We start from the raw sequence: 20124 nt of genomic DNA, 5'->3' as shown, positions 1-20124 counted from the left end.
ATGATAAATGGAAACAGTTTAATTGTACAGATTGGAAAGGAAACGCAATACGGCGAAGTACCTCAACCGGCGCGGCAGATAAAGGTAGCCAATGAAAGTATTAAACCGACCTATAATAAAAAGGACGAAGGACTTTTAACCGGCGGAAAAGCGACCGGAAGAAAGGAAACAATGAGCTTAAAAACGGAAGGGAGTATCTCAACGCTTGCCCGTCCCGATGATGTCGGTTTATTTTTACTTGCCGGATTAGGAAATGAGGGGGAAGTAGAAAAGGTTGCCGGAAAAGAAAATGTTTATAAACATACATTTACGGCTATCGGAAACGAAGAAACAGATATACTCCCAAGTCTCTGTTTTTTTATTAACCGGAAAACGAAAAACTTTACCTATAACGGCGTTAAAATAGCGAGTATGAGTTTTTCCGCAAGTCCCGAAGATTATCTAAAACTCGATATAACGCTACAAGGGAAAGATGAAGGAAGTACTTCGCAAGTTACGACATTACAAACCTCTCCCTTAAAAGCTTTCAAGTTTCGTCATGGAAAAGTCTACGTTCAAGGAAGTGAAATAGCCGACGTTACTTCAATAAAGTTGGACTACAACAACGGATTAGACGGGGCATTACAAACGACCGGTACGGGTTTATATTTCTTAGAACCGCAAGCGGGGACGAGAGAAATTAAAGCGGACGTTGAAATGTTGTATACCAGAGATACCGAAACGTTACGAGAGAAATTTTATAAAACCGACGATACGGCAAAAATTGAATTAGTCTTTACTTCGGACGAAATTATTGAAGATGATACGCCGTATAGTTTGAAATTTACTATCCCGTGTAACCAAGTTACCGAGAGTAACGCAAACTTTGGAGACGCAGGCTCTATAAAGCAGACTATGAGTTTTTCCGCCCTAGAGAATGGAGTAGACGAACTTATTACCGTTGAATTAGTAAATTCATATCAACAAAAATATTAAAGGAGAACAAATGAGAATATCGGAAGCTGAAAAGAAATATATATTTACAACGAAAATCGAATTAGAGGACGGGGATTTTATCGAATTACGGGAACCAAATACGCAAGAGATTAGTAGTTTTGGAAATGACGATAAAAAGAATTTTGACCTTATGGAAAAAATATTCCCCTCTTGCGTTATAGCTTCTTCCTTTACCGATGACGAAGATAATGAAGTTGATGGAAAAACGCTTTACCAATTCTTAAAAAAATCATCGTCGTTATTTACGGAAATTTTAAAAGTTTGGATTGATTCTATCCCTTTTCAATCGAGGCTTGGGAAGAAACAGAAATAAGACAAGTTGCAAAGTTATTATTCTGGGGCTGCGACCCATTAGAACAACCAGAGACAAAAGCCCTCTTTATTAAATGGCGTATCTTTTTTGATATGTTTTTATTTTCGGTTGACAGGCGAACCGGTTCGTTTTTGCATTTACCTTTTTCAGGCGGAAGCGCAGAGCAGCCGGTAAAGACAATGAGTGCGTTGATGGCGATTCAGAATGTTTTTTTTGAAAAGCTGAATGAGCAGCCTCAAATTTAAAAATAGTTAGGAAAAGGAAAAATAAGAATGGCGAGTATTACGTATCGAATTGGCGGCACCTATAACGGGCAAGCAATTTCACAAGCACAGAACGGTTTATCCTCACTATCTGATATTGCCGGAAAACTTAAAGGGGCGTTCGTTGCCGTTACAGCTGCCCTTGCCGTTAAAAAAATTATCAATTTTTCAAATGAATGTACGCAAGCCTATGGCGTACAAGAAGAAGCGCTTAACCGGTTATCTCAAGCAGTACGGAATAATAATAAACTTACCCAAGCAAGTTTTAAATCCATTGTTGATTATACCGGAAAATTACAAGGGAAATCGATATATGGAGACGAAATATTACAAGGGCAAGCCGCCTATATCGCCTCGTTGGGTTATGAAGAAAAAGAAATCAAAAAAGTATTAAAAGCTGCGGTTGAATTAAGCAGCGCAGGTGTTGGCGATTTAGACAGCAATGTTAAAAATTTAACAAAAACCTTATCGGGACAAAAAGGAAAACTAGGAGAACTTATTCCCGAAATGAAGAACTTAACGGAAGAGCAACTAAAGAATGGCGAAGCTCTCGATATTGTTGCGAGTAAGTATAACGGGTTCGCTGAAAGTCTTTCACAAAATACACTAAAGGGAGTTACAGCTCAATTCGGAAATCTTGTCGGAGACATTAAAGAAAAATTAGGCGGTATAGCGGGCGCATTAAAATTTGAAGGTATGAAAGGAATGCTCCCCATACTTGAAAATATCAATACTTTTCTTGAAGCGAACGCAGATAAAATAACTAATCTTTTTTTAAATCTACCCGAAGTTGCGACTGCTTCATTTACTTTAGTAAAAGGAATACTAAAGCGTCTTTTCACGATTGAAGGTTTTGTTAATTTCTTCAAAACGGTCGGGAAATTAAGCATAACGATATTTAAAAATATGATGTTGGTCTTATGGAACGTTGTACAAGCGGTTGGTACTACCATTTGGGAACCGTTGAAGACCGGTTTCGAGTGGATTGGTTACGAAATCAAAGCGGCGTTTAATGCGGTAATCAATTTCTTTATTCAAGGCATCAATAATGTTGTCGGTTGGTTCACGGATAAAATAAACTGGGCTATTGAAAAAATCAATACCGTTAATGAATTTTTAGGGAAAGAAAAACTTATAAAGATTGAAAAAGCTCCACAAATAGAACTACTTGTAAAGTCTGAAAAACCAGAGAAAGTAGATACTCAAAAAATTGTAGATAGTTGGAAAAATGTTGGAACCGGTATAGTAGATGGTGTGGAAGAAACAGTAGGCGCATATAAAAAGACTACGGAAGATTTAGGGAAACAATTTAATAAAGAAATCGGCGAGTTTAAAAATACCGTCAACGATATTATGAACCGGCCGGTTCACAAAGAAAGTAGTAGCGACACAGGCTCTTCCTCTGCTTCCTCAACAGGAGAAATTATACAACAAACAAATAAAAGTTCGTCCGCATTAACGAAATTTACCGGAATTTTGAAAGCGCTTGGCGAAGTGGGAGAAATTGTCTCCCTCATCTTAGAGAGTAACCCGATTGGCTTAATCGTTATGTTAGTCGGTAAGTTTATCGCCGCCTTGACTAAAGCGTGTCCTGAATTTGAAAAGTTTATCAATGGTATTACTGAAATTATGACAGTCGCGGCGACAATAGTCGCCCCTCTGGTAAGTGAAATATTTAGTCCTTTAGTTTCTATTCTCCATTCAATCGGCGAAATTGTCGGGGCGGTATTACTTCCGGTTTTTTCCGTTATAAATGAAATCTTAACCCCATTCTTAGATGTATTAGTCATTCTGTTTGATATTATCACCCCGATAATTACCGTAGTGTCGCAACTCGTTAGCGTATTCTTGAAGCTGACTCCCGTTATAAAAATCTTCCAAGTTGCACTAGAACTTTTTGCAAATATATTAAAATTTCTATACACCTACATTATTAAGCCGGTCGTTAATTTTCTTATGACGATGGTCGAATCGGTAGGTAATTTTTTCATTCGGATATGGAACAAAATTGTACAAGTATTAAAAAGTATCAATATTTTCGGTTGGCGTCCCTTTAGAGGGTTACAAGAAGCCACAGAAATTCATTTTAATAGGCTTGGCGACTTAGAAGACGGTAAAACTAAATCATCAGAAGAAAAAAAAGAGAGTTCTTCACGGGGGGCAAGCTATACGGCGGCCAAAGATATTTACGTCAATATTTATTATAACCATTCCTATGTGAACGGAGACGCAAGAGAGATTGCGCTACAGATTAGAGACGAAATTAAAAACGCAGAAAGGTTAGGGAGATAATATGAAAGTAATATTTTATTTTTCAAGTACAAAAACAAAACAAAGTGATATTATTATCGATAACTTTGAATTAACGGAAATATACCATAACAATTTACAAATGGCGACGAATTCCGCACGGTTGACAATACCCTTTGATACGGATATTGCGAATAACTTAAAAATCTATGGGGATATAAACATAAGGGCAGAAATTATAGAGGGAAGCAAAAAAATATTTACCGGTTTCTTGCGTAAAGATTTTAATTTTCAAAAGACGCAGCGAAATCAACCAATATCTTTAGAGATTGTATCCCCATCAATATTACTTAATAATGAGGTTGGCGAACAAAAAACGTTCATTAAAAAACCAGCGGCGGAGATTATACAATACCTTTTGACAAGAGCAGGATTGGCATATAAACCGATACATCAATTATACAGTAGAACGATTACTCTTTGCGTACTCGAAGAAAAAGATAAAATACAGGACGTCCTTCAACAACTTTGTTTTGAATTGGGATACGCTTTTGATTTTGATAATAATGGATTTTTTATTATCAACCCATTGTTTGAAATTCCTCCCGCTGGAAAAATAACTCAAGAGTTTAATGGAAGCAACATTTTGGATAATATTACCGTAACAAAAAAAGAGGAAGAGTGTAATAATGTTGAAGGAAAATGGAAAGAAATAATTTATCTTGAAAATACGCTCATCTTCTCCGATACGCAAAAGGGTAATAATAAAGATAAATGCACTATTGAAATTGAACCGAATAGCTTTATTTTTGGTAAAGAAGAGAATTATATAAAGTATGATAGTACGGAAGGAAATATATTACTCGTAACTGAAATTATAAAACAAGATATAAAAAAAGATACAGGAATAACTTTGACTATAGAGAATTGCGGAAAGCAAGGATTATTGAAAGCAAAAAATACTACTAATACTAAAAAATATATTAAGCAATTCGACGTCTATGGCAATGCCTATATTAAAAAAGCGGATAATATTACCAAGGCGACTAGAGGAAACAAAACCAAAGAATATGAAATACGGTATCTTGATAATGAAAATGATATCAAAGAATTTGTAAAGAATATCAGTAACTATTATTCATACGCGGACTACGCAATAAAATTAAAATCAAAGCAAAATTATCCGGTCGGGTCTTTTGTCAAAGTTTCTGAAAGCGGCATGGGAAGCTTAAACGCACGAATTATAAAAAAACAAACATTTTTGAACGCAGCCTATATTTATGAGCTGGAAGCAGTTTCAGAATATACTCCCGCTGAAGTAAAATCTCATTCTTATCGAAATTCAAGCAAAATAAGCGGATTACAAGGAACCCCTGGCAAAGACGGTTCTACAAAATTACTTCCATCGCTTGAAACTACCGGCGACTATGAAAATCAGATAGGTACCTTCCAAGGGCAACTATACCGCTGGACGGGAGAAAAATGGGTACTATTAAACGCAGTAATGCCGCTTAATCCGGTTGCGTATTATGATATGGCGGATGTATCCACGGATGCAGATAGGACAACAGTTGTTGACGGTTCTGGAAATAAACAACATGGATTTTTAAGCGATACCTTTGAAAGAATAAAAGATAATATCATAGGTACTACAATTGCTTTTAATAAGGGATACTTATCAAGGCCGAAACAAAACTTTATTGGTGTCGGAAAACAATGGAGCCATTCCAGATGGATAAAAATGAATGAAGTACAAGAACAAACTTCAATTCATAGACCGTGGCATTATGGAGACTACGATTATAGCTGGTTTGGAACAAAAGATGGGAAGGTTGACCAATTCCTCTTGGTTTCAATATATAAAGACTCAAATGTAAACCTCAGCGTAAAAATTCCAAAAGGAAAAATTTTTGATAATCGATGGCATCACCTCGTTGTGATGACGGATTTACAAGAAACGTATTGTAAAAAAATACTATATCTCGATTGTATTAAAATGGGGGAGGTAAAAAAAGATAACGATTTTAGCAACTGGGTATCGAATGATAGCCATTGTGATATGGCAAAAGGAAAGTTTAATCCACCAGAATCTACAGTAGGCTCCCTTGCAAACCTCATCTTCTTTAACCGCCTTTTAACCGAGCGGGAGGTTTTATATCTCTACTTAAACCCGCGGTATCCGGTAAAGAATTACACCGAAGCCGATTGGATGATTGATTCGGATAATCCTAATAACGCCATTGCGATTCAAACCCCTAAATATCTTGGTACTTCTAATATCGCGCCAGATGGTAAACAAGTTTTTATTACCAATGGTGGTAAAACCGGAAATAATACAGCGAATATTGGAGACTGGATTTTAATGACCTCCAATGCCGATAGCTATAAGAAAGGTTGGTGTTATCGTTGGACTGGGAGTGAATGGTTAAAGCTAGACCCGCAGAGTCAATATCAAAAAGAGTATACGGCTTGTCTTAAAGACCATTTTGAAAAATGCGGCGATATGTATTCAAGCGAACCTCAAATGTTTGGGGCTTTATTTTGTCAGTTTCTGGCGTTCAATAATGCGTTCGGTAATTTCCTTGAAGTAAAAAAATTAAAAATTGATAACGATAGTAGTAATCCCAATGATTTTGAACTGAATATCAATAAAGATGTTGGTATTTTGGCAAAGAATAAAGGAAAGAAAATATTTGAGGTTAGCCCCGATGGAAACGCAACTTTTTCAGGGGAAATAAATTGTCAAGGGTTTCAGGTATTGAACAGACCAGCCCCTGCACCACAGTTTTTATATTCATGGAATAAAGGGGATAATCCTTTTGATATTTTTCCAAAAATAACTACCTTGAAAGAGATTCGATTCCTATGGGATAATAAGTATTTTATTGATACTCCTTTAACATCTGGTCATTCAGTTGATGGAATCTATGGAACTACTACTATTAGATATATTAAATGTGAGCAATGGGGTGGTAATGACTCAATAAATGTTAGAGTTACTCTTTATAGCAATAATGGGGATATTATTGAAAAAATAAGTGGCGCAAAAAGTATTCAGTATAACCGTTATATAACCAATCTTGATGAAGACGGATATGGCTCTGCGAAATGGTGGCCGTCTCAGCAGAATGCAACCTTTAATACATATAATCCTTCACAGAAAGTAATTATTCCTAATATTTCTTTTAGCAAACCGCCGGAGCAAAATGTTTTATATCGGGATGAAAACGGGTTTATTAAAATAAGCTAAAGACTATTTATATAAAGGTAGAATCTTATGGAAAATGTTTCAGCTATTGAATATCGTTTAAGTGTTATAGAACAAACTTTGATGGAATTAAAAAACGTAGTCTTAAAAACGGCGCTTCAACAAAAGGATATAGACGACTTAAAAAATAAAGAAGAGGAATTTTTGAAAGCTATCAACTCTCACGATAAAAGAATAAAAACGTTAGAACTCCAACCGTTACAAGAAAAATCGAATAGGTGGCTATTTATCGTGGATACGACTTTTAAACTCTTTATCACGGGGACGGTATGTTATTTCTTAACAAAAATAGGAATTCCAAAATGATAAAAAATATAACGCGTAAAATTCAGTCAAGAAAGTTTTTTGTATTTTTCGTCTGGCTGGGTTTAGTCATTTTTTCGTTTTTATCAACTCAAGTCGCTTCTAGCACTCAAGAGTTGATTCTACTCTTTTTCGGAAGAGTTTCTCTTATTTATATTGGAGGCAATGTTGTTCAAAAATTTATTGAGGGTTATCAATGGACAGAAAAATAATATTTTCTATATCGTTTTTATTCTTCTTATTTTCGTCGCCGGTTTATTCGCAGGACGTCAATTTTCAACTTACAAAAGCAATGGAATATTGCAGGCAGCTCGACAAGAACTTGAGCTTGCTAGAAATGAAAATCAGCAACTTACAGACCAGCTTAGTAAAGTCAGAGAAATTATTACAAGAGGCAGAGCAGAAACTGACGAGGCAGAAACAATCATTAGAGACAGTAGAGCAATCTTACAAGACCTTATCACAACAATACAAGAAATCTCAAATATCCTCGAAAATCCAGACGGGGGTAATTGTAATCTTAACTAGCGTTATTATTGGTGGAACAATATACCTAATTGTAAAAAAGTAGAGGCGAGTAATACCCGCCCCCCTTCCATTTTTAATTGGTTATCTTTTTAGGCTTCCCTACCTGCCGGTTCCTTTCGTCAAACTTTTTCAAGTCCTCATCGGAAAGTAAGAAAGACCAGCCGACTTTCTGACAGCCATTTTCTCTTGCCCATTTTCGTAAATAGACGGGAGAAACGTTTTTCAGTTCGGCTGCCTGCGTAACTGAATACAGCATGGCGGACTCCCTTAAAAGAAATTGATAACTTTAACGACGATACTTATAGCCGTAACTACGATAAATACGACTAAGACGACGTTTAAGACTTTGACTAGTTTTGTATTACTCATTGACTAACCCCTTAAAAGTAGATATAGTTTTAAAGGAAGCCCCGAAGGGCTTCCACTCTGTTTAACCGCGGCTAACGATTAAGCAGGTTTTTGATTAACTCTAGCAAGCTATTGACTATTGCCAAGATAGAACCAATAATCGCTAGAACCAAGACCGTCCTTTCGGGCGGTCTTTTTTTATGCTTACGCATTTTCTTGACCTCCTTTTCTTTAAGATGATTATATTATATCATACTCGATACTATTTGTAAAGTACTTTTGTAAAATAACTTATAAATTTTTTACTTCTTATTCACTTGACAATATTCCTCTAAATATTATAAACTAAGCACGTGGACACATGGCGGTTCTGATACGTCGAAGACTAATTTGTTCGCAGCAACGAAGTAGATACACACCTCCAGCGCTTTTGCAAAGAGACGGTGCAGATACAAGGCGCGAGCAAAAATAAAGCGGAGACGTACTTGCTGTACGTTGAGCATTTATTTTTGCGCAGCAACGCAGTAGATGCGCCGTATATTTGCAAAAGACTAGTCGACACGAAAAAGTTGACTCTTCTGATACACAGGGAAAAAGCGTTTTTGGCTGCCGTTTTCAAACTGCACGGTAATCACCAACTCGCTGCCGCTTTGCCTTGACTGTACGACATAGCCGTAGCCGTAGTCGTCGTGAAAGAGACGCTGCCCGCACTTCCATAATGCAGCTTCTTCATCGGCGGGAGAGGCAAAGCTTGTTATGGATTGTCCTATTACGTCGACAAGACCGCTGTCAATTTCCGCTAAAAAGCGACTCGGTTCCATATACGATAGCTTCCCGTACATCCGCCGTGCCGCGCAGCTGGTCATATACAGCGCGTCTTGTGCACGGGTACAGGCGACATACATCAACCGCCGCTCTTCTTCCATATCTTCGGCGCTTTCGTCATTGCGCGGAAAAATACCGTTTTCAAGACCGGTGATAATCACATTGCGGAACTCAAGGCCTTTTGTGTTGTGCATAGTGATAAGCTGTACGGCATCGGCTCCTGCATCGGTTTCCGCAAGACTGCGGTCTAGTTCGATATGCTCTAAAAAGGAAGTCAGCCCGGCAGCCGAGCAGGGGTACAGTGAAGCGGTATTGGCAAGTTCCTGCAAGTTCGCTGTTTTCTGAGTGCCCATCACTTCATCTTGATTCCGGTGAAAAACACCCAAACCTGTTTGCTCGATAACTGCCAATACAAAGGCAGCGAGCCGCTCGCCCTGCTGCCCGTGTTTCTGCGTAACTGCCTGTTCAGAGGCGCCGGTGTCTATGGTACTGCCGATTGGGGCATCAGACCACAGGTCGTCGGCTTGTGCATCGGCTTCCACTGCCGTATCAAACGCCGCAGCGCCGGCGGTATTTGCGGAATCGTATTCGGCAAGGAGGCTGCGGAGCGAATACAATGTATTTAAAAACTCCTGCAGCGCGGTACCTGCTTTCTTGGGTATCGGGAGTTTTGCTCCTGCGCCGAGCAGTACAGTAATATAGTCGGCTCCTTGTTGCGGCTGCTGTTGCGGTGTATCTTCTGTCTGTTGTCGCAAGGGTAGGGCAGCGGGTTCTTGCAGTTGGGACAGCTCCGGCTGCTGCGAGTGTACGGAGTTGTGTTGCAGTTGAGTGAACTCCTGTTGAGCGCTTCTGCTGTCTTGTTCCGGTGAAGTGTCGAATGCCGATGAACCTGCCTCTGCCGCTTCTCCCGCATTTTCAGATGAATCTGTATTTGCAGATAAACTTGCAAATGCTGCGCGGGCATACGCGATCAGTTTATTCTGTGTGGTTTCGCCGATTCCCCGCGCGGGTTTATTTACCATACGGCGGAAGGCAATTTCATCCCGTCCGTTTGCGATGAGCGCCAAAAGAGCCAGCGCATCCTTAATTTCCTCGCGTTCGTAGAACTTGAGCGTACCGACTACCTTGTGCGGAATTTTTTCGTGCAGGAAAGTTGTTTCAAAGTTGAGCGACTGTGCATTGGTGCGGTACAAAATTGCCCAATCCGAATAGGCGCCTCCCGCCCGCACCGCCTTTTTGATGAGCTGCACACACAGCTCTGCCTCCGCATCTTGAGATGGTAGGTAATAAAGGCAGGGCTTTTGTCCGCCGGTTCCGCGTGCTGCAATCAGCGTTTTACCGAGCCGTCCCTCATTGCGGGACACAACCGAGTCGGCGACGCGTAAAATCGGTTCATACGAGCGGTAGTTCCGCACCAGCCGGATAATCTTTGTGTGCGGAAACTGACGGTCAAAGGTGAGGATATTCTGTACTTCAGCGCCGCGGAAGCGGTAAATAGACTGATCGTCATCACCGACAACACAGACATACGTGTCTTCGCCGGTCAATTCCCGCAATAGCTGAAACTGAGCGCTGTTTGAATCTTGATACTCATCCACGAGGATTACTTTGAAGCGTCTATGCAGCTGTTGCGCAATAGCGGTATGCCCTTGCAGCAGCTGAACCGGCAGCATAATCAAATCTCCGAAGTCGGCATTCCCCGTTTCGCGGAGCCGCTGTTGATAGGCACGGTAGATTACAGCGAACTCAGGCGCGGGGTCGATCATCGTAAGCTGCGGGCTATCGGGCAACAGGCAATAATCTTTCGCGCGGGAGATTTTCCGTATAAAGCGCTGCGCCTCCTGCTTATTCAGCTGAGGCAGCGCCTTCATCAGCAGTGTTACCGAATCATCATCATCGTAAATCGTAAAATTGGGAGAAAGTCCCGCCCATTCTGCATACCGGCGCAGCATCCACGCACCGAAAGAGTGAAAGGTGCGGATACTCGACCTGGCTGCGCGTTCATCCAGTGCCTGTGCCCGTTCCGCCATTTCTCGAGCAGCCTTGTTGGTAAAGGTAACTGCCAAAATCGATTCAGGGCGCACACCCTGTTCAGCAATGAGCCATGCAATTTTTGTTGTAATAACCCGCGTCTTCCCCGAGCCGGCGCCTGCCAAAATCAAAAGCGGCGAGCCGGTATGACACACCGCTTCAAGTTGTTCAGGATTTAAAACCGATAAATATCCGCACGTTTCTTCCATCGTTCTCATGTTACTTTTGGCTAAGATTTCCCGTCAGTAATTCTTTAAGTTGATCTAAAATCTGCCCACCGCCGGTGATGGAAATTTGGCTGATCTTTTCACTCATCTTATCGACATATTCAAGTTCCTTGAGCTTTAGCAGCAAGGGATTTTCCTCCATCAATTTAGCGGTATTGAGGAGGCTCCGCGTCGAAGCGGTTTCTTCGCGGCGGGTGATGATATTCGCCTGCGCTTTCTTTTCGGCAATCAACACTTGATTGACAATATCCCGAATCTCTCCCGGCAAAATAATATCTTTCAGTCCGCATGAAAGCACTTCGATACCGAATTGTGCTTGATAGGGTTTTAAGGTCTCCATGACGAAAGTATTGATTTCCTGTTTTTTCTGCAGCAGCTCATCAAAAAGGAGCGTACCGACATACTCGCGCAACGCGAGCTGGAAGCACACGTACAGCTGATTTTCATAATCGGCATTTGAAACCAGCGCCGTTACCGGATCGTTTATTTTGTACCGGCACATAAAATTAAGCCGGAGCAGGACTTTATCTTTCGTCAATATTTCCTGCCCCGAAATTTCAAGCTGCCGTGCGCGCATATCGGCTTTCATCACATTGACGGACTGAACACCTTTCCAGAAAAAATAATTTCCCGGTTCCACTATTTTGATGAATTGTTTATCAAAGTAGAGAAGCCCCTTCTCGTATGCTTCAACTCCATAGCTGATAACGTAGGGTTTCAATACATCGGCAGTGAGGATATTCCGATCAATATCCGCGCTGATTTCAGGATTGTTCAAATCAATCTGCTGAAATGTTTTAACGCGGCTATTATTCCAAAAAATATGCTGTCCCGGTGTCAACACATCTTTTAAAAGTCCATCCTCAAAATAGAGAGCAATATGACCGGCGCTCACCGTAACGGTTTCCGTTTGATTGCGGAATGTCTCGTCGGCAAGCAGTTCAGCCGGATCGCCTGCGGTATGCAGTTCTTCAAAAACCGAATGATATTCAAGCGTATAGCTTTTCCAATTCAAAAAAAATCCAGGCTTTAGGATTTTGATAAACTTTCCGTGCTTAAATAGCAATACCTTTTGATCAAACCTAATATACATACTTACTCCCTGTAATAGCTGAGGCAATTGCCCTGAGATTAAAAAGAATACGGAAGACCTGTCCTGCCGTCGAAGAACGGATCGCGGCTTTAGGAATGCTGCAATGCTTCTATGCTCGGTACGGTTAGGAGCTCTTTCTAAAAAGAGAACCGTAGCAGCCTGAGTTTCGGCAGCTGCGCTCTACATTCCGGTATCTGCTGCAATGCTAAGTTATCCGCCGGTTGCCGTCTGCAAGCTCCTCACCTGACCCCGCACAAGTCCTCGGGACGGCACGGCATCAGATAGAAACAGTATGCAAAAGCGCCGAGACATCAGCGCCTTTGCCGCAGACAGCGAGGGCAAGTATTCCGTATGTGTTGTGGTGCTTCTTTTCAGAAGCTGATGTTACCATACGCTGCGTGAAGTGCAGTTGGGAATCGAACCCAATTAGTCCAGTCCGGGCGAGAGAGCTTTGCTCCAAATCAGCACCGGGTTATCTCATATTTTTTCACGGCAGAACGCAGGAGACTACTGTTCCGGCGCTGCTGTGCTCTGAATGAAACACCGCGTGAAAAAAACAGACGTCTTATTGTATGAGTTTATCGAGGCCTTGACTAGGGGAAAGTGAAAGCTCAGGGCAAATACTTAAAATATGGTGAGTGTACTTGCCTTCTTTTTGCGAGCATTTCTAGAAATTATACCTGAGTTTTTTGCAGATGCCTATGATTGTATAACAGGCACTATGAGAAGTTCGCAGACGGCAGGGTGAAGGATATTGAAGATGAAATTCCGTTTGCTGTACCGGAGGGCTGGGCGTGGTGCAGATTGGGGGAGATTATAAATATAAAATCTGGAGATGCAATAAAAGTTCGAGAAAATCAATCGGGTAAATATCCTATTTATGGTGGAAATGGTATTACTGGTTATTATTCAGAATTTAATATAGATATTCCTACAATGATAATTGGGCGTGTAGGTTTTAATTGTGGAACCATTCATATTACAAAAGGAAAAGCATGGATAACTGATAATGCATTTATTACAACATTTAATACCGCATATTGTGATTTAACATTTTTATCATTTGCATTGCAATTTTTAAATTTAAGTAACTATTCTAATTCAACAGCACAACCTGTTATTTCTGGTAAATCTATTTATCCAATTTTCTTAGCTCTTCCCCCACTCACTGAGCAGCACCGCATCGTTACAGCAATCGAAGCAATCTTTACACAAATCGACCTGATGGAACAAAACAAAGCAGACCTGCAAACAGCTGTCAAACAGGTAAAGTCAAAAATTCTTGACCTTGCAATTCATGGAAAACTGGTGAAGCAAGACCCTGCCGACGAACCTGCAAGCGTGATGCTGGAAAGACTGCGTGCTGAAAAGGAGGCTAAAATCGCAGCCGGAGAGATAAAACGCGGCAAGAATGATTCGTATATCTATAGGAAGCCTACTGATAATTCTTATTATCAAAAATATGCCGATGGCTGCGAGGAAAATATTTCTGACGAAATCCCGTTTGATGTACCGGAGGGGTGGACGTGGTGTAGACTGCCCGAAGTATGCAGAAAGCCAATTACTGATGGTACGCATAATTCACCATCGAATAGCGCCTCAGGAGACTTTCTTTATATCACAGCAAAGAATATAAAAAATCTAGCCATTTGCTTAGATGATGCAACGTATATTTCTAAAGAAATACATGAGTCTATTTATAGTAGATGTTCACCTGAGTTGAATGATATCTTATTAACTAAAGACGGAACTATTGGAGAAGTTGCTGTTAATAATTTAAATTATCCTTTTAGTATGTTATCAAGTATTGCTCTTATCAAACCTTCAAATGAAATTTTATCTTGGTTTCTAGCATATATTTTAATATCTGATTTATTACAGAATAAAATGAAAAAAGAGGCAAAAGGTTCTGCATTAAAACGTATTATTCTTGCTCAAATAAATGATTTTCTCATCCCTCTCCCCCCGCTTGCTGAACAACAAAGAATTGTGACTAAAATTGAAAAGCTATTTGCTCAGCTTGATTCTATTATAGCTGCACTGGCAGATTAGTTTGGTTGTGATCAGGTTAAGATAACTATAGTTCAATTTTTGTATTGGACGTAATATCTGTGACCTATTACATGAGGTATTTCCCTGTTTATAGATTTTCCATATCGTAAAGTAGTCTTTTTTGAGATTCCTGTTTATGGATTCAGTATAAAAATCTGTTTGACATATACACATAATACGGTTATAGTACCAGTGTAATCAACAACCTCGGCGCAAGCGTCGAGGTATTAACCCCTCCGCACGAATAAAGAGTTTTATGGACAAAGAAACCGAGCGTGTTTATAAACAGAAGTTTTCAAAATGGCTTCCGAATATAATTCATAAAGTAGCATCAAGAAAAATGTAGATATTGTAGACACTACTAGGAAAATAGTATGGTTGATTATATTGAAACTCCGACAATGGGAGACATTTTGAGTGAAGGTTTATTTTCAACCGCTAAAATAGCGTGGCTGAAAATAAATGTCGAGTTTGCTTATCACAAACATCGCAGATTGTATGCGCGCTATCGCGCATGAATGCAACAGTCTTCAAAATTGATATTTTGTTCGACTGTTGCATTTTAAGGAACCGAATTACTAAAACAATATCAGGAAGAAACTGCATTCATGTTGTTTAGCGACCTATTACTTTCTATAAAAAAGCAAGAAAGCGACGCAAAAATCTTAAAAAAATACATAAAAGCCAAAAAGGCAAATCCGTATATAGTGAAGTATTTACTGCATAAAAGTGAATTGCCTGAATATTTACCGGACTATTATGGATTTGGCGATGAAGATGAGGCCGTAACATATTGTTTTGGTTCGATGGATGTATGGAGAAAAGGTCAAGATACTATTAAAAAACTGAAAGAGATTAGCGATGAATAACAGTCGATTCAGGCCGACAACCGGGAAGAGTTTGATATGTATCGTTTTTAATTAGGGGTTGTACATTGAGAATAATAGACAAGAATAAAGATTATTATGATTACTTGGCTCATCAGGTAGATAGTGATGACGGTGTAACATTTGATAGACGCGGTTCTATCCCTTTACGGCATGAAGATTTCTTCAATATTTTAAGTAAGCATGTTAAAGAACATAACTATCATCAGCATCTATATTGGTTTTCTCCAAAGGAGTATTCTGAATATAATAAATTGTTTGCTATTCGTGCCGGAGTTGCATTATTTCTTATTGGTCTTAAATTGGAAATTGATGAAACTGATTTCCGTAATTGCATTTTAAAATCTTATACAATGGAGCTTATAAAAACTTTTGAAGACTTTGACTATCGGGGAAAAGTTTTGGATATAGTTTCGATAGAATGCGAAAGACATCATATGCATGCACTCACTAAAAAGAAACTTAAAAATATCAAACTTTCGGAACTGACTATAAGAAATTTCGGTTTACAAGACGATTTTTATATCTTAAAGAATATAGGTATCCCTGCTATGATTCCTCCTGAACAAATTTATTATAGTATGGGAACATATTTATTTTCACTTAAAAATGATCGAAACTGTGAATCAACAGGTTTAACCGATTGTGAAAAGATAGTAAATCACGGTTTTAATAAAAAAACATCTTTTAGAAATATGTAAAAAAATCCTCTATGTTTAGTAAGCCCTGTCCAAAAACTGAAAGCCTATCGGCTTTTTCTGTAAGGCAATGATTTATCATATCCGCCAAAGCGGATTGCGTAACAGTTTCTGGACAGTTTCAATTTTTACCACGTTACAATGCTATCAACCAGTTCCCGCTGTTCGCTTGCAGTACGGCGTAAATAAATGCGTGTTGTTTCGATACTTTCATGCCCCATCAAATCGGCAAGAAGGGAAATATCATTGAACTTTTCAAGGAAATTCTTTGCATAACGATGCCTGAATGAATGCGGATAGACAACTTTTTCATTTATTCCGTATTTTCTGGCATAACTTTTTAGCTGCTGTGCAATACCACGAGTGGTAATATGCTTTTCAAAGCGATTTAAAAACAGATAGCCGGATTGTCGCCCGACGGATTCCAGCCATTGTAAGGCTTCTTCCTTCAAAATTTTTGGAATATAAAGACGCCTCAGTTTTCCTCCCTTTGAATATAGATCAAAATATCCTAATTTTACATGCTCAACTTTTATTTGAATAAGTTCGCTGACACGAGCTCCTGTAGCTGCGAGGAACCATACAACAAAATACCATTCACGATTTCCGTCTTTTTTAAGACTCGATTTTAAAAACTGGTAGTCCGCATTGCTGATAACATTTTCAAGAAAGTTTTTCTGCTGAACTTTTACAAACTTTAACTGCAACTGTTCTTTGTGGATAAATTGTAAATACTTGTTAATTCCCTGAATCCTTAAATTCACCGTCTTCGGTTTAAAGAACTCAATCAGATAGCCTTTGTATGCAAGCAGATTTTCTTTGCTGACAGAATCATAATGTTCTGTGTAGTATTTAACTGTCCATACATAGGATGTAAGAGTATTCTGAGAAAGATTGCTTTTCTTCAGATACGCTTCAAAAGTTTCGCCGTTTTCCATAACGACCTCCAAATAAACAAGATTTGCGATTTATCGCTTATATGGAAAGTATACTTGCAGTGTGAGTTCTTGTTATTATCAAAAATATACTGATGGTCATGTTGAAGAACTATTTACTCAGCTTGATTTCATCAAAGCTGTACTAACAGAATAATTTTCTCTTGACAAATCGGATATTGCAGCACTTATAAGGTGATTAGAAGCGAGCTTTAATTTCCTTTGTTCCGGTGCAGAGCGGAGTAAAGCATCAGCTAGTGACCATCTTTACGAGTAAACAATAAGCTAGCATAAAAATAAATACTTATGTTATAATGAATTAAGCGGAGGTTTGCAAATGTCCTATGAACAGTATGCGCAAATAGAAACTCAGGTTTTAGAAATGCCTTATGAACAGAAAATTCAACTTCTTTTTATGATTGCAGATAATTTAAAAAATACAAAGGTTGTTGAACCTGTTCATTCGCAGATTAAAACAGTAAAACGCTGTTTTGGTATTGCAAAAGGTGAATTTTCGTATCCGAGGAATTTTGATGAAGATAATGGCGAGATTGCAAAACTTTTTGGAGCTGTATGATGAAAATTCTTTGCGATACACACATTTTGATTTGGTTTTTAACAGGAGATGATCAGCTTTCAGTAAAAGCACGTGCCATTATAGAAAACGAGGAAAATGAAATTTATTTTTCTCTTGTGTCTGTATGGGAAATCAGTATAAAACATTCACGCAAGCCGGAACAGATGAGCCTGTCACCTAAAAGATTTATAGAATTGTGTGAAAGTCAGGGATTTGTAGAATATCCAATAGAACGGAGGCATATTCTTGCAGTCGATACGCTGCAGCGTCCTATACATACGCCGGAACATCATGATCCGTTTGATAAACTTCTACTTTCACAAGCAAAAATTGACAAATTGACCTTTATTACACATGATTCACTCATTCCGGATTACAATGAGCCATGCATTGTTGCTGTGTAAAAAGACCAGTAAAAATTATGACATACTTATTATATTTTGTTGATCTCGTTACACAGTGACCGTATCAACTTTTATCTGAATAAATTTGCTGACACGAACTCCTGTAGCTGCTCTTTGTGAATAAACGTAAATACTTGTTAATTTCCATAGCGACCTCCAAACAAACAAGATTTGCGATTTCTCGCTTATATGGAAAGTATACTTGCAGTGTGAGTTCTTGTTATTATTAAAAATATGCCGAAAGAATAAATATGGGGCTTGAACAACAGAATTACATATATTACGAACAAACAATAAATATATTTTCAATGAATATGTATTTTGGTTTATAAAAACAGATATTTTCATAAAGGAAGGAATCAATAATTTTACCGGTGCTGTAGGAAAACAGAGAATTGGAAAAGAATTTATTGCAGAAACTCTTATTCCAATTCCACCGTTAAATGAACAGGTCAAAATATGTAGAACTATCAATACATTAATGAAAAAATTAGATGAGATCTCTTTGAATATCGTCTAAAACATTAAATATTTCTCCAATTCTAGTAACAATTCTTTTTTGCTCTGAAATTGGAGGAAGAGGATAAAGCCATTTTATAATATTATCTCCAGTAATTGAAGGTGAATTATCACCTTTCATAAATTTATTCAGACCGTTTACTACATATTGAGATGTCATCATATAAAAAGCGTACTTTGATATCAACGTCTTATTTGGACGGCAAACATAAAATCCTGTCGATGCAATACAATCTGAATAATTTTCTAGTACAAGTGCAATATTTTTTAAATAGGGGCGAACTAAAGAGAACAATATATCTCCGTTTTGAACTTCTCTTGAGGCACGACTGGGAGCTTTTGACACCTCTATAAGCTTAGAACATCTAATTCGATGAGTCTTATTATCAATAGCATCAATATCAATATATCTAAAATTATGTCCAGACGGAATTTTAGTAGTCATGGGACAGAATATCTCTTTACCCCTTTGCCATTGCCAGTTTGCCGGTAGTTCAAAAGGAATCTCATTATCAATACAAACATCACTTTTCCCGTCAAACTTCTCATAATAACAATTATCAGTAGGCTTCCTATAGATATACGAATCATTCTTGCCGCGTTTCATTTCTCCGGCTGCGATTTTAGCCTCTTTTTCCGCACGCAGTCTTTCCAGCATCACGCTTGCAGGTTCATCGGCAGGGTCTTGCGGAACAAGCTTCCCGTGAATAGCTAAGTCGAGGATTTTACTTTTTGCCTGTTTGACAGCTGTTTGCAGATCGGCTTTGTTTTGTTCCAGGATATCTATCTGTGCAAAGATTGCTTCGATTGCTGTAACGATGCGGTGCTGCTCCGATAAAGGTGGAAGAGGGATAAAAGTAGCTATAATTTTTTCTTTAGAGATATTTGGTTGTGCTCCACCAAAACCAAGTAGTACAAATTTTTCCCTGTGTTGTAGTAAGAAATAAAATAAATATTTATTTGATATCCCCTTAAAATCACTGCAAACACAACAAGCTTGATTTGTCGTAGTCGGAGTTGATAATATTCCAAGTTTTCCGATTGTTGCTCCGTACATAGCAATACAAATAGAATTTGTTGGATTTAGTTTTAACGAGGTTTGACAATACGCTTCTTCTGTAATTTTATTAGGGATATCTGTAATAATCCCATCATTTAAATCACCTGTTAATAGCCATGGAATAGTCCCATTTTTATAAAAAGCAATGTTTTTCCGATTTGGCGTACTTCCTGCGCGCCAAACACCAATCTCCCCCAGTCTACACCACGCCCAACCCTCCGGCACGGCAAACGGGATTTCATCCTCGATATCCTTCACCCTGCCGTCTGCGAACTTCTCATAGTGCCTGTTATGTTCCAATCCCTCAGGATTGTCATCAGTTTTGCTTTTACCAGATGTGCCGGTATATTTAAAGATATACGAATCATTCTTGTTGCGTTTTATCTCTCCGGCGGCAATCTTTGCTTCTTTTTCCGCGCGGAGTTTTTCCAGCATCACGGATGCAGGTTCGTCTGCGGGGTCTTGCTTCACCAGCTTTCCGTGGATAGCGAGGTCTAATATTTTTTGACGTAATGCATTTGTGTTCACTTTATGGTCTCCCAATAAC

The 20124-nt window shown here is 38.9% G+C and carries 19 protein-coding genes; 14 read left to right on the top strand and 5 right to left on the bottom strand.

The genetic code is table 11. The features are described from left to right. The 7 genes from GWP43_RS09250 to GWP43_RS09220 all read left to right on the top strand — a co-directional run bounded on the left by GWP43_RS09250 (position 1) and on the right by GWP43_RS09220 (position 7921). The gene (locus GWP43_RS09250; protein ID WP_162663910.1) at positions 1–975 is read left to right on the top strand and encodes a phage tail tube protein; all 975 of its coding nucleotides are present in this window, start codon (positions 1–3) and stop codon (positions 973–975) included. Positions 976–985: 10 nt separating this feature from the next. After that, positions 986–1309: a hypothetical protein gene (locus GWP43_RS09245; protein WP_162663909.1), complete on the top strand. Its 324-nt coding sequence runs from the start codon at positions 986–988 to the stop codon at positions 1307–1309. 92 nt (positions 1310–1401) lie between these two features. Next, positions 1402–1554: a hypothetical protein gene (locus GWP43_RS09240; protein WP_162663908.1), complete on the top strand. Its 153-nt coding sequence runs from the start codon at positions 1402–1404 to the stop codon at positions 1552–1554. Positions 1555–1929: 375 nt separating this feature from the next. Next, positions 1930–3864 carry a phage tail family protein gene (locus tag GWP43_RS09235; RefSeq protein WP_230977649.1) on the top strand — a complete coding sequence of 645 codons (1935 nt, stop codon included), beginning with the start codon at positions 1930–1932 and terminating at the stop codon, positions 3862–3864. Position 3865: 1 nt separating this feature from the next. Beyond that, positions 3866–7072, top strand: a complete 3207-nt coding sequence (locus GWP43_RS09230; protein ID WP_162663906.1) for a LamG domain-containing protein — start codon at positions 3866–3868, stop codon at positions 7070–7072. Between the two features lie 27 nt (positions 7073–7099). Then, on the top strand, positions 7100–7396 hold the full coding sequence (locus GWP43_RS09225; RefSeq protein ID WP_162663905.1) for a hypothetical protein: 297 nt from the start codon (positions 7100–7102) through the stop codon (positions 7394–7396). Between the two features lie 162 nt (positions 7397–7558). Continuing rightward, positions 7559–7921, top strand: coding sequence for a hypothetical protein (locus tag GWP43_RS09220; RefSeq protein WP_162663904.1), 363 nt, complete (start codon positions 7559–7561; stop codon positions 7919–7921). A gap of 73 nt (positions 7922–7994) precedes the next feature. Here GWP43_RS09220 and GWP43_RS09215 read toward each other — a convergent pair whose 3' ends face one another. From GWP43_RS09215 to GWP43_RS09205, 3 genes are all read right to left on the bottom strand, one after another. Beyond that, the gene (locus GWP43_RS09215) at positions 7995–8177 is read right to left on the bottom strand and encodes a MerR family transcriptional regulator (protein WP_162663903.1); all 183 of its coding nucleotides are present in this window, start codon (positions 8175–8177) and stop codon (positions 7995–7997) included. Positions 8178–8820: 643 nt separating this feature from the next. Beyond that, on the bottom strand, positions 8821–11334 hold the full coding sequence (locus GWP43_RS09210) for an ATP-dependent helicase (RefSeq protein ID WP_162663902.1): 2514 nt from the start codon (positions 11332–11334) through the stop codon (positions 8821–8823). Between the two features lie 10 nt (positions 11335–11344). Next, positions 11345–12445, bottom strand: coding sequence for a slipin family protein (locus tag GWP43_RS09205; RefSeq protein ID WP_162663901.1), 1101 nt, complete (start codon positions 12443–12445; stop codon positions 11345–11347). Positions 12446–13189: 744 nt separating this feature from the next. Here GWP43_RS09205 and GWP43_RS09200 point away from each other — a divergent pair. The 4 genes from GWP43_RS09200 (at position 13190) to GWP43_RS09185 (ending at position 16085) form a co-directional block, all read left to right on the top strand. Beyond that, entirely contained in the window at positions 13190–14497 is a 1308-nt protein-coding gene (locus GWP43_RS09200) for a restriction endonuclease subunit S (protein ID WP_162663900.1), read from the top strand. Positions 14498–14871: 374 nt separating this feature from the next. Next, positions 14872–15015 (top strand): hypothetical protein, encoded by a 144-nt coding sequence (locus tag GWP43_RS09195; RefSeq protein ID WP_162663899.1) that lies wholly within the window; start codon positions 14872–14874, stop codon positions 15013–15015. A 90-nt stretch (positions 15016–15105) separates the two neighbouring features. Continuing rightward, positions 15106–15366: a hypothetical protein gene (locus GWP43_RS09190; protein ID WP_230977648.1), complete on the top strand. Its 261-nt coding sequence runs from the start codon at positions 15106–15108 to the stop codon at positions 15364–15366. A 65-nt stretch (positions 15367–15431) separates the two neighbouring features. Continuing rightward, positions 15432–16085: a hypothetical protein gene (locus GWP43_RS09185; protein ID WP_162663898.1), complete on the top strand. Its 654-nt coding sequence runs from the start codon at positions 15432–15434 to the stop codon at positions 16083–16085. A 125-nt stretch (positions 16086–16210) separates the two neighbouring features. On the opposite strand, the gene GWP43_RS09180 is transcribed toward GWP43_RS09185, so the two are convergent. Continuing rightward, positions 16211–17020 (bottom strand): tyrosine-type recombinase/integrase, encoded by an 810-nt coding sequence (locus GWP43_RS09180; protein WP_162663897.1) that lies wholly within the window; start codon positions 17018–17020, stop codon positions 16211–16213. Positions 17021–17354: 334 nt separating this feature from the next. On the opposite strand from GWP43_RS09180, the gene GWP43_RS09175 reads away from it, so the two are divergent. The 3 genes from GWP43_RS09175 (at position 17355) to GWP43_RS14945 (ending at position 18518) form a co-directional block, all read left to right on the top strand. Beyond that, positions 17355–17594: a DUF2281 domain-containing protein gene (locus GWP43_RS09175; protein ID WP_162663896.1), complete on the top strand. Its 240-nt coding sequence runs from the start codon at positions 17355–17357 to the stop codon at positions 17592–17594. Next, positions 17591–17998 (top strand): type II toxin-antitoxin system VapC family toxin, encoded by a 408-nt coding sequence (locus GWP43_RS09170; protein WP_230977647.1) that lies wholly within the window; start codon positions 17591–17593, stop codon positions 17996–17998. The genes GWP43_RS09175 and GWP43_RS09170 overlap by 4 nt, the downstream gene beginning before the upstream one ends. A gap of 277 nt (positions 17999–18275) precedes the next feature. After that, a complete protein-coding gene (locus GWP43_RS14945; RefSeq protein ID WP_330997111.1) occupies positions 18276–18518 on the top strand; it encodes a restriction endonuclease subunit S in 243 nt (80 codons plus the stop codon). On the opposite strand, the gene GWP43_RS09160 is transcribed toward GWP43_RS14945, so the two are convergent. Continuing rightward, complete coding sequence (locus GWP43_RS09160) at positions 18489–20105, bottom strand: restriction endonuclease subunit S (protein ID WP_162663895.1); 1617 nt, start codon at positions 20103–20105, stop codon at positions 18489–18491. The genes GWP43_RS14945 and GWP43_RS09160 overlap by 30 nt on opposite strands. Positions 20106–20124: the final 19 nt, after the last annotated feature.

Origin of the sequence: Treponema vincentii (assembly GCF_010365865.1) — a bacterium.
GTDB lineage: Bacteria > Spirochaetota > Spirochaetia > Treponematales > Treponemataceae > Treponema.
This window is presented reverse-complemented; position numbering and strand designations above follow the sequence as displayed.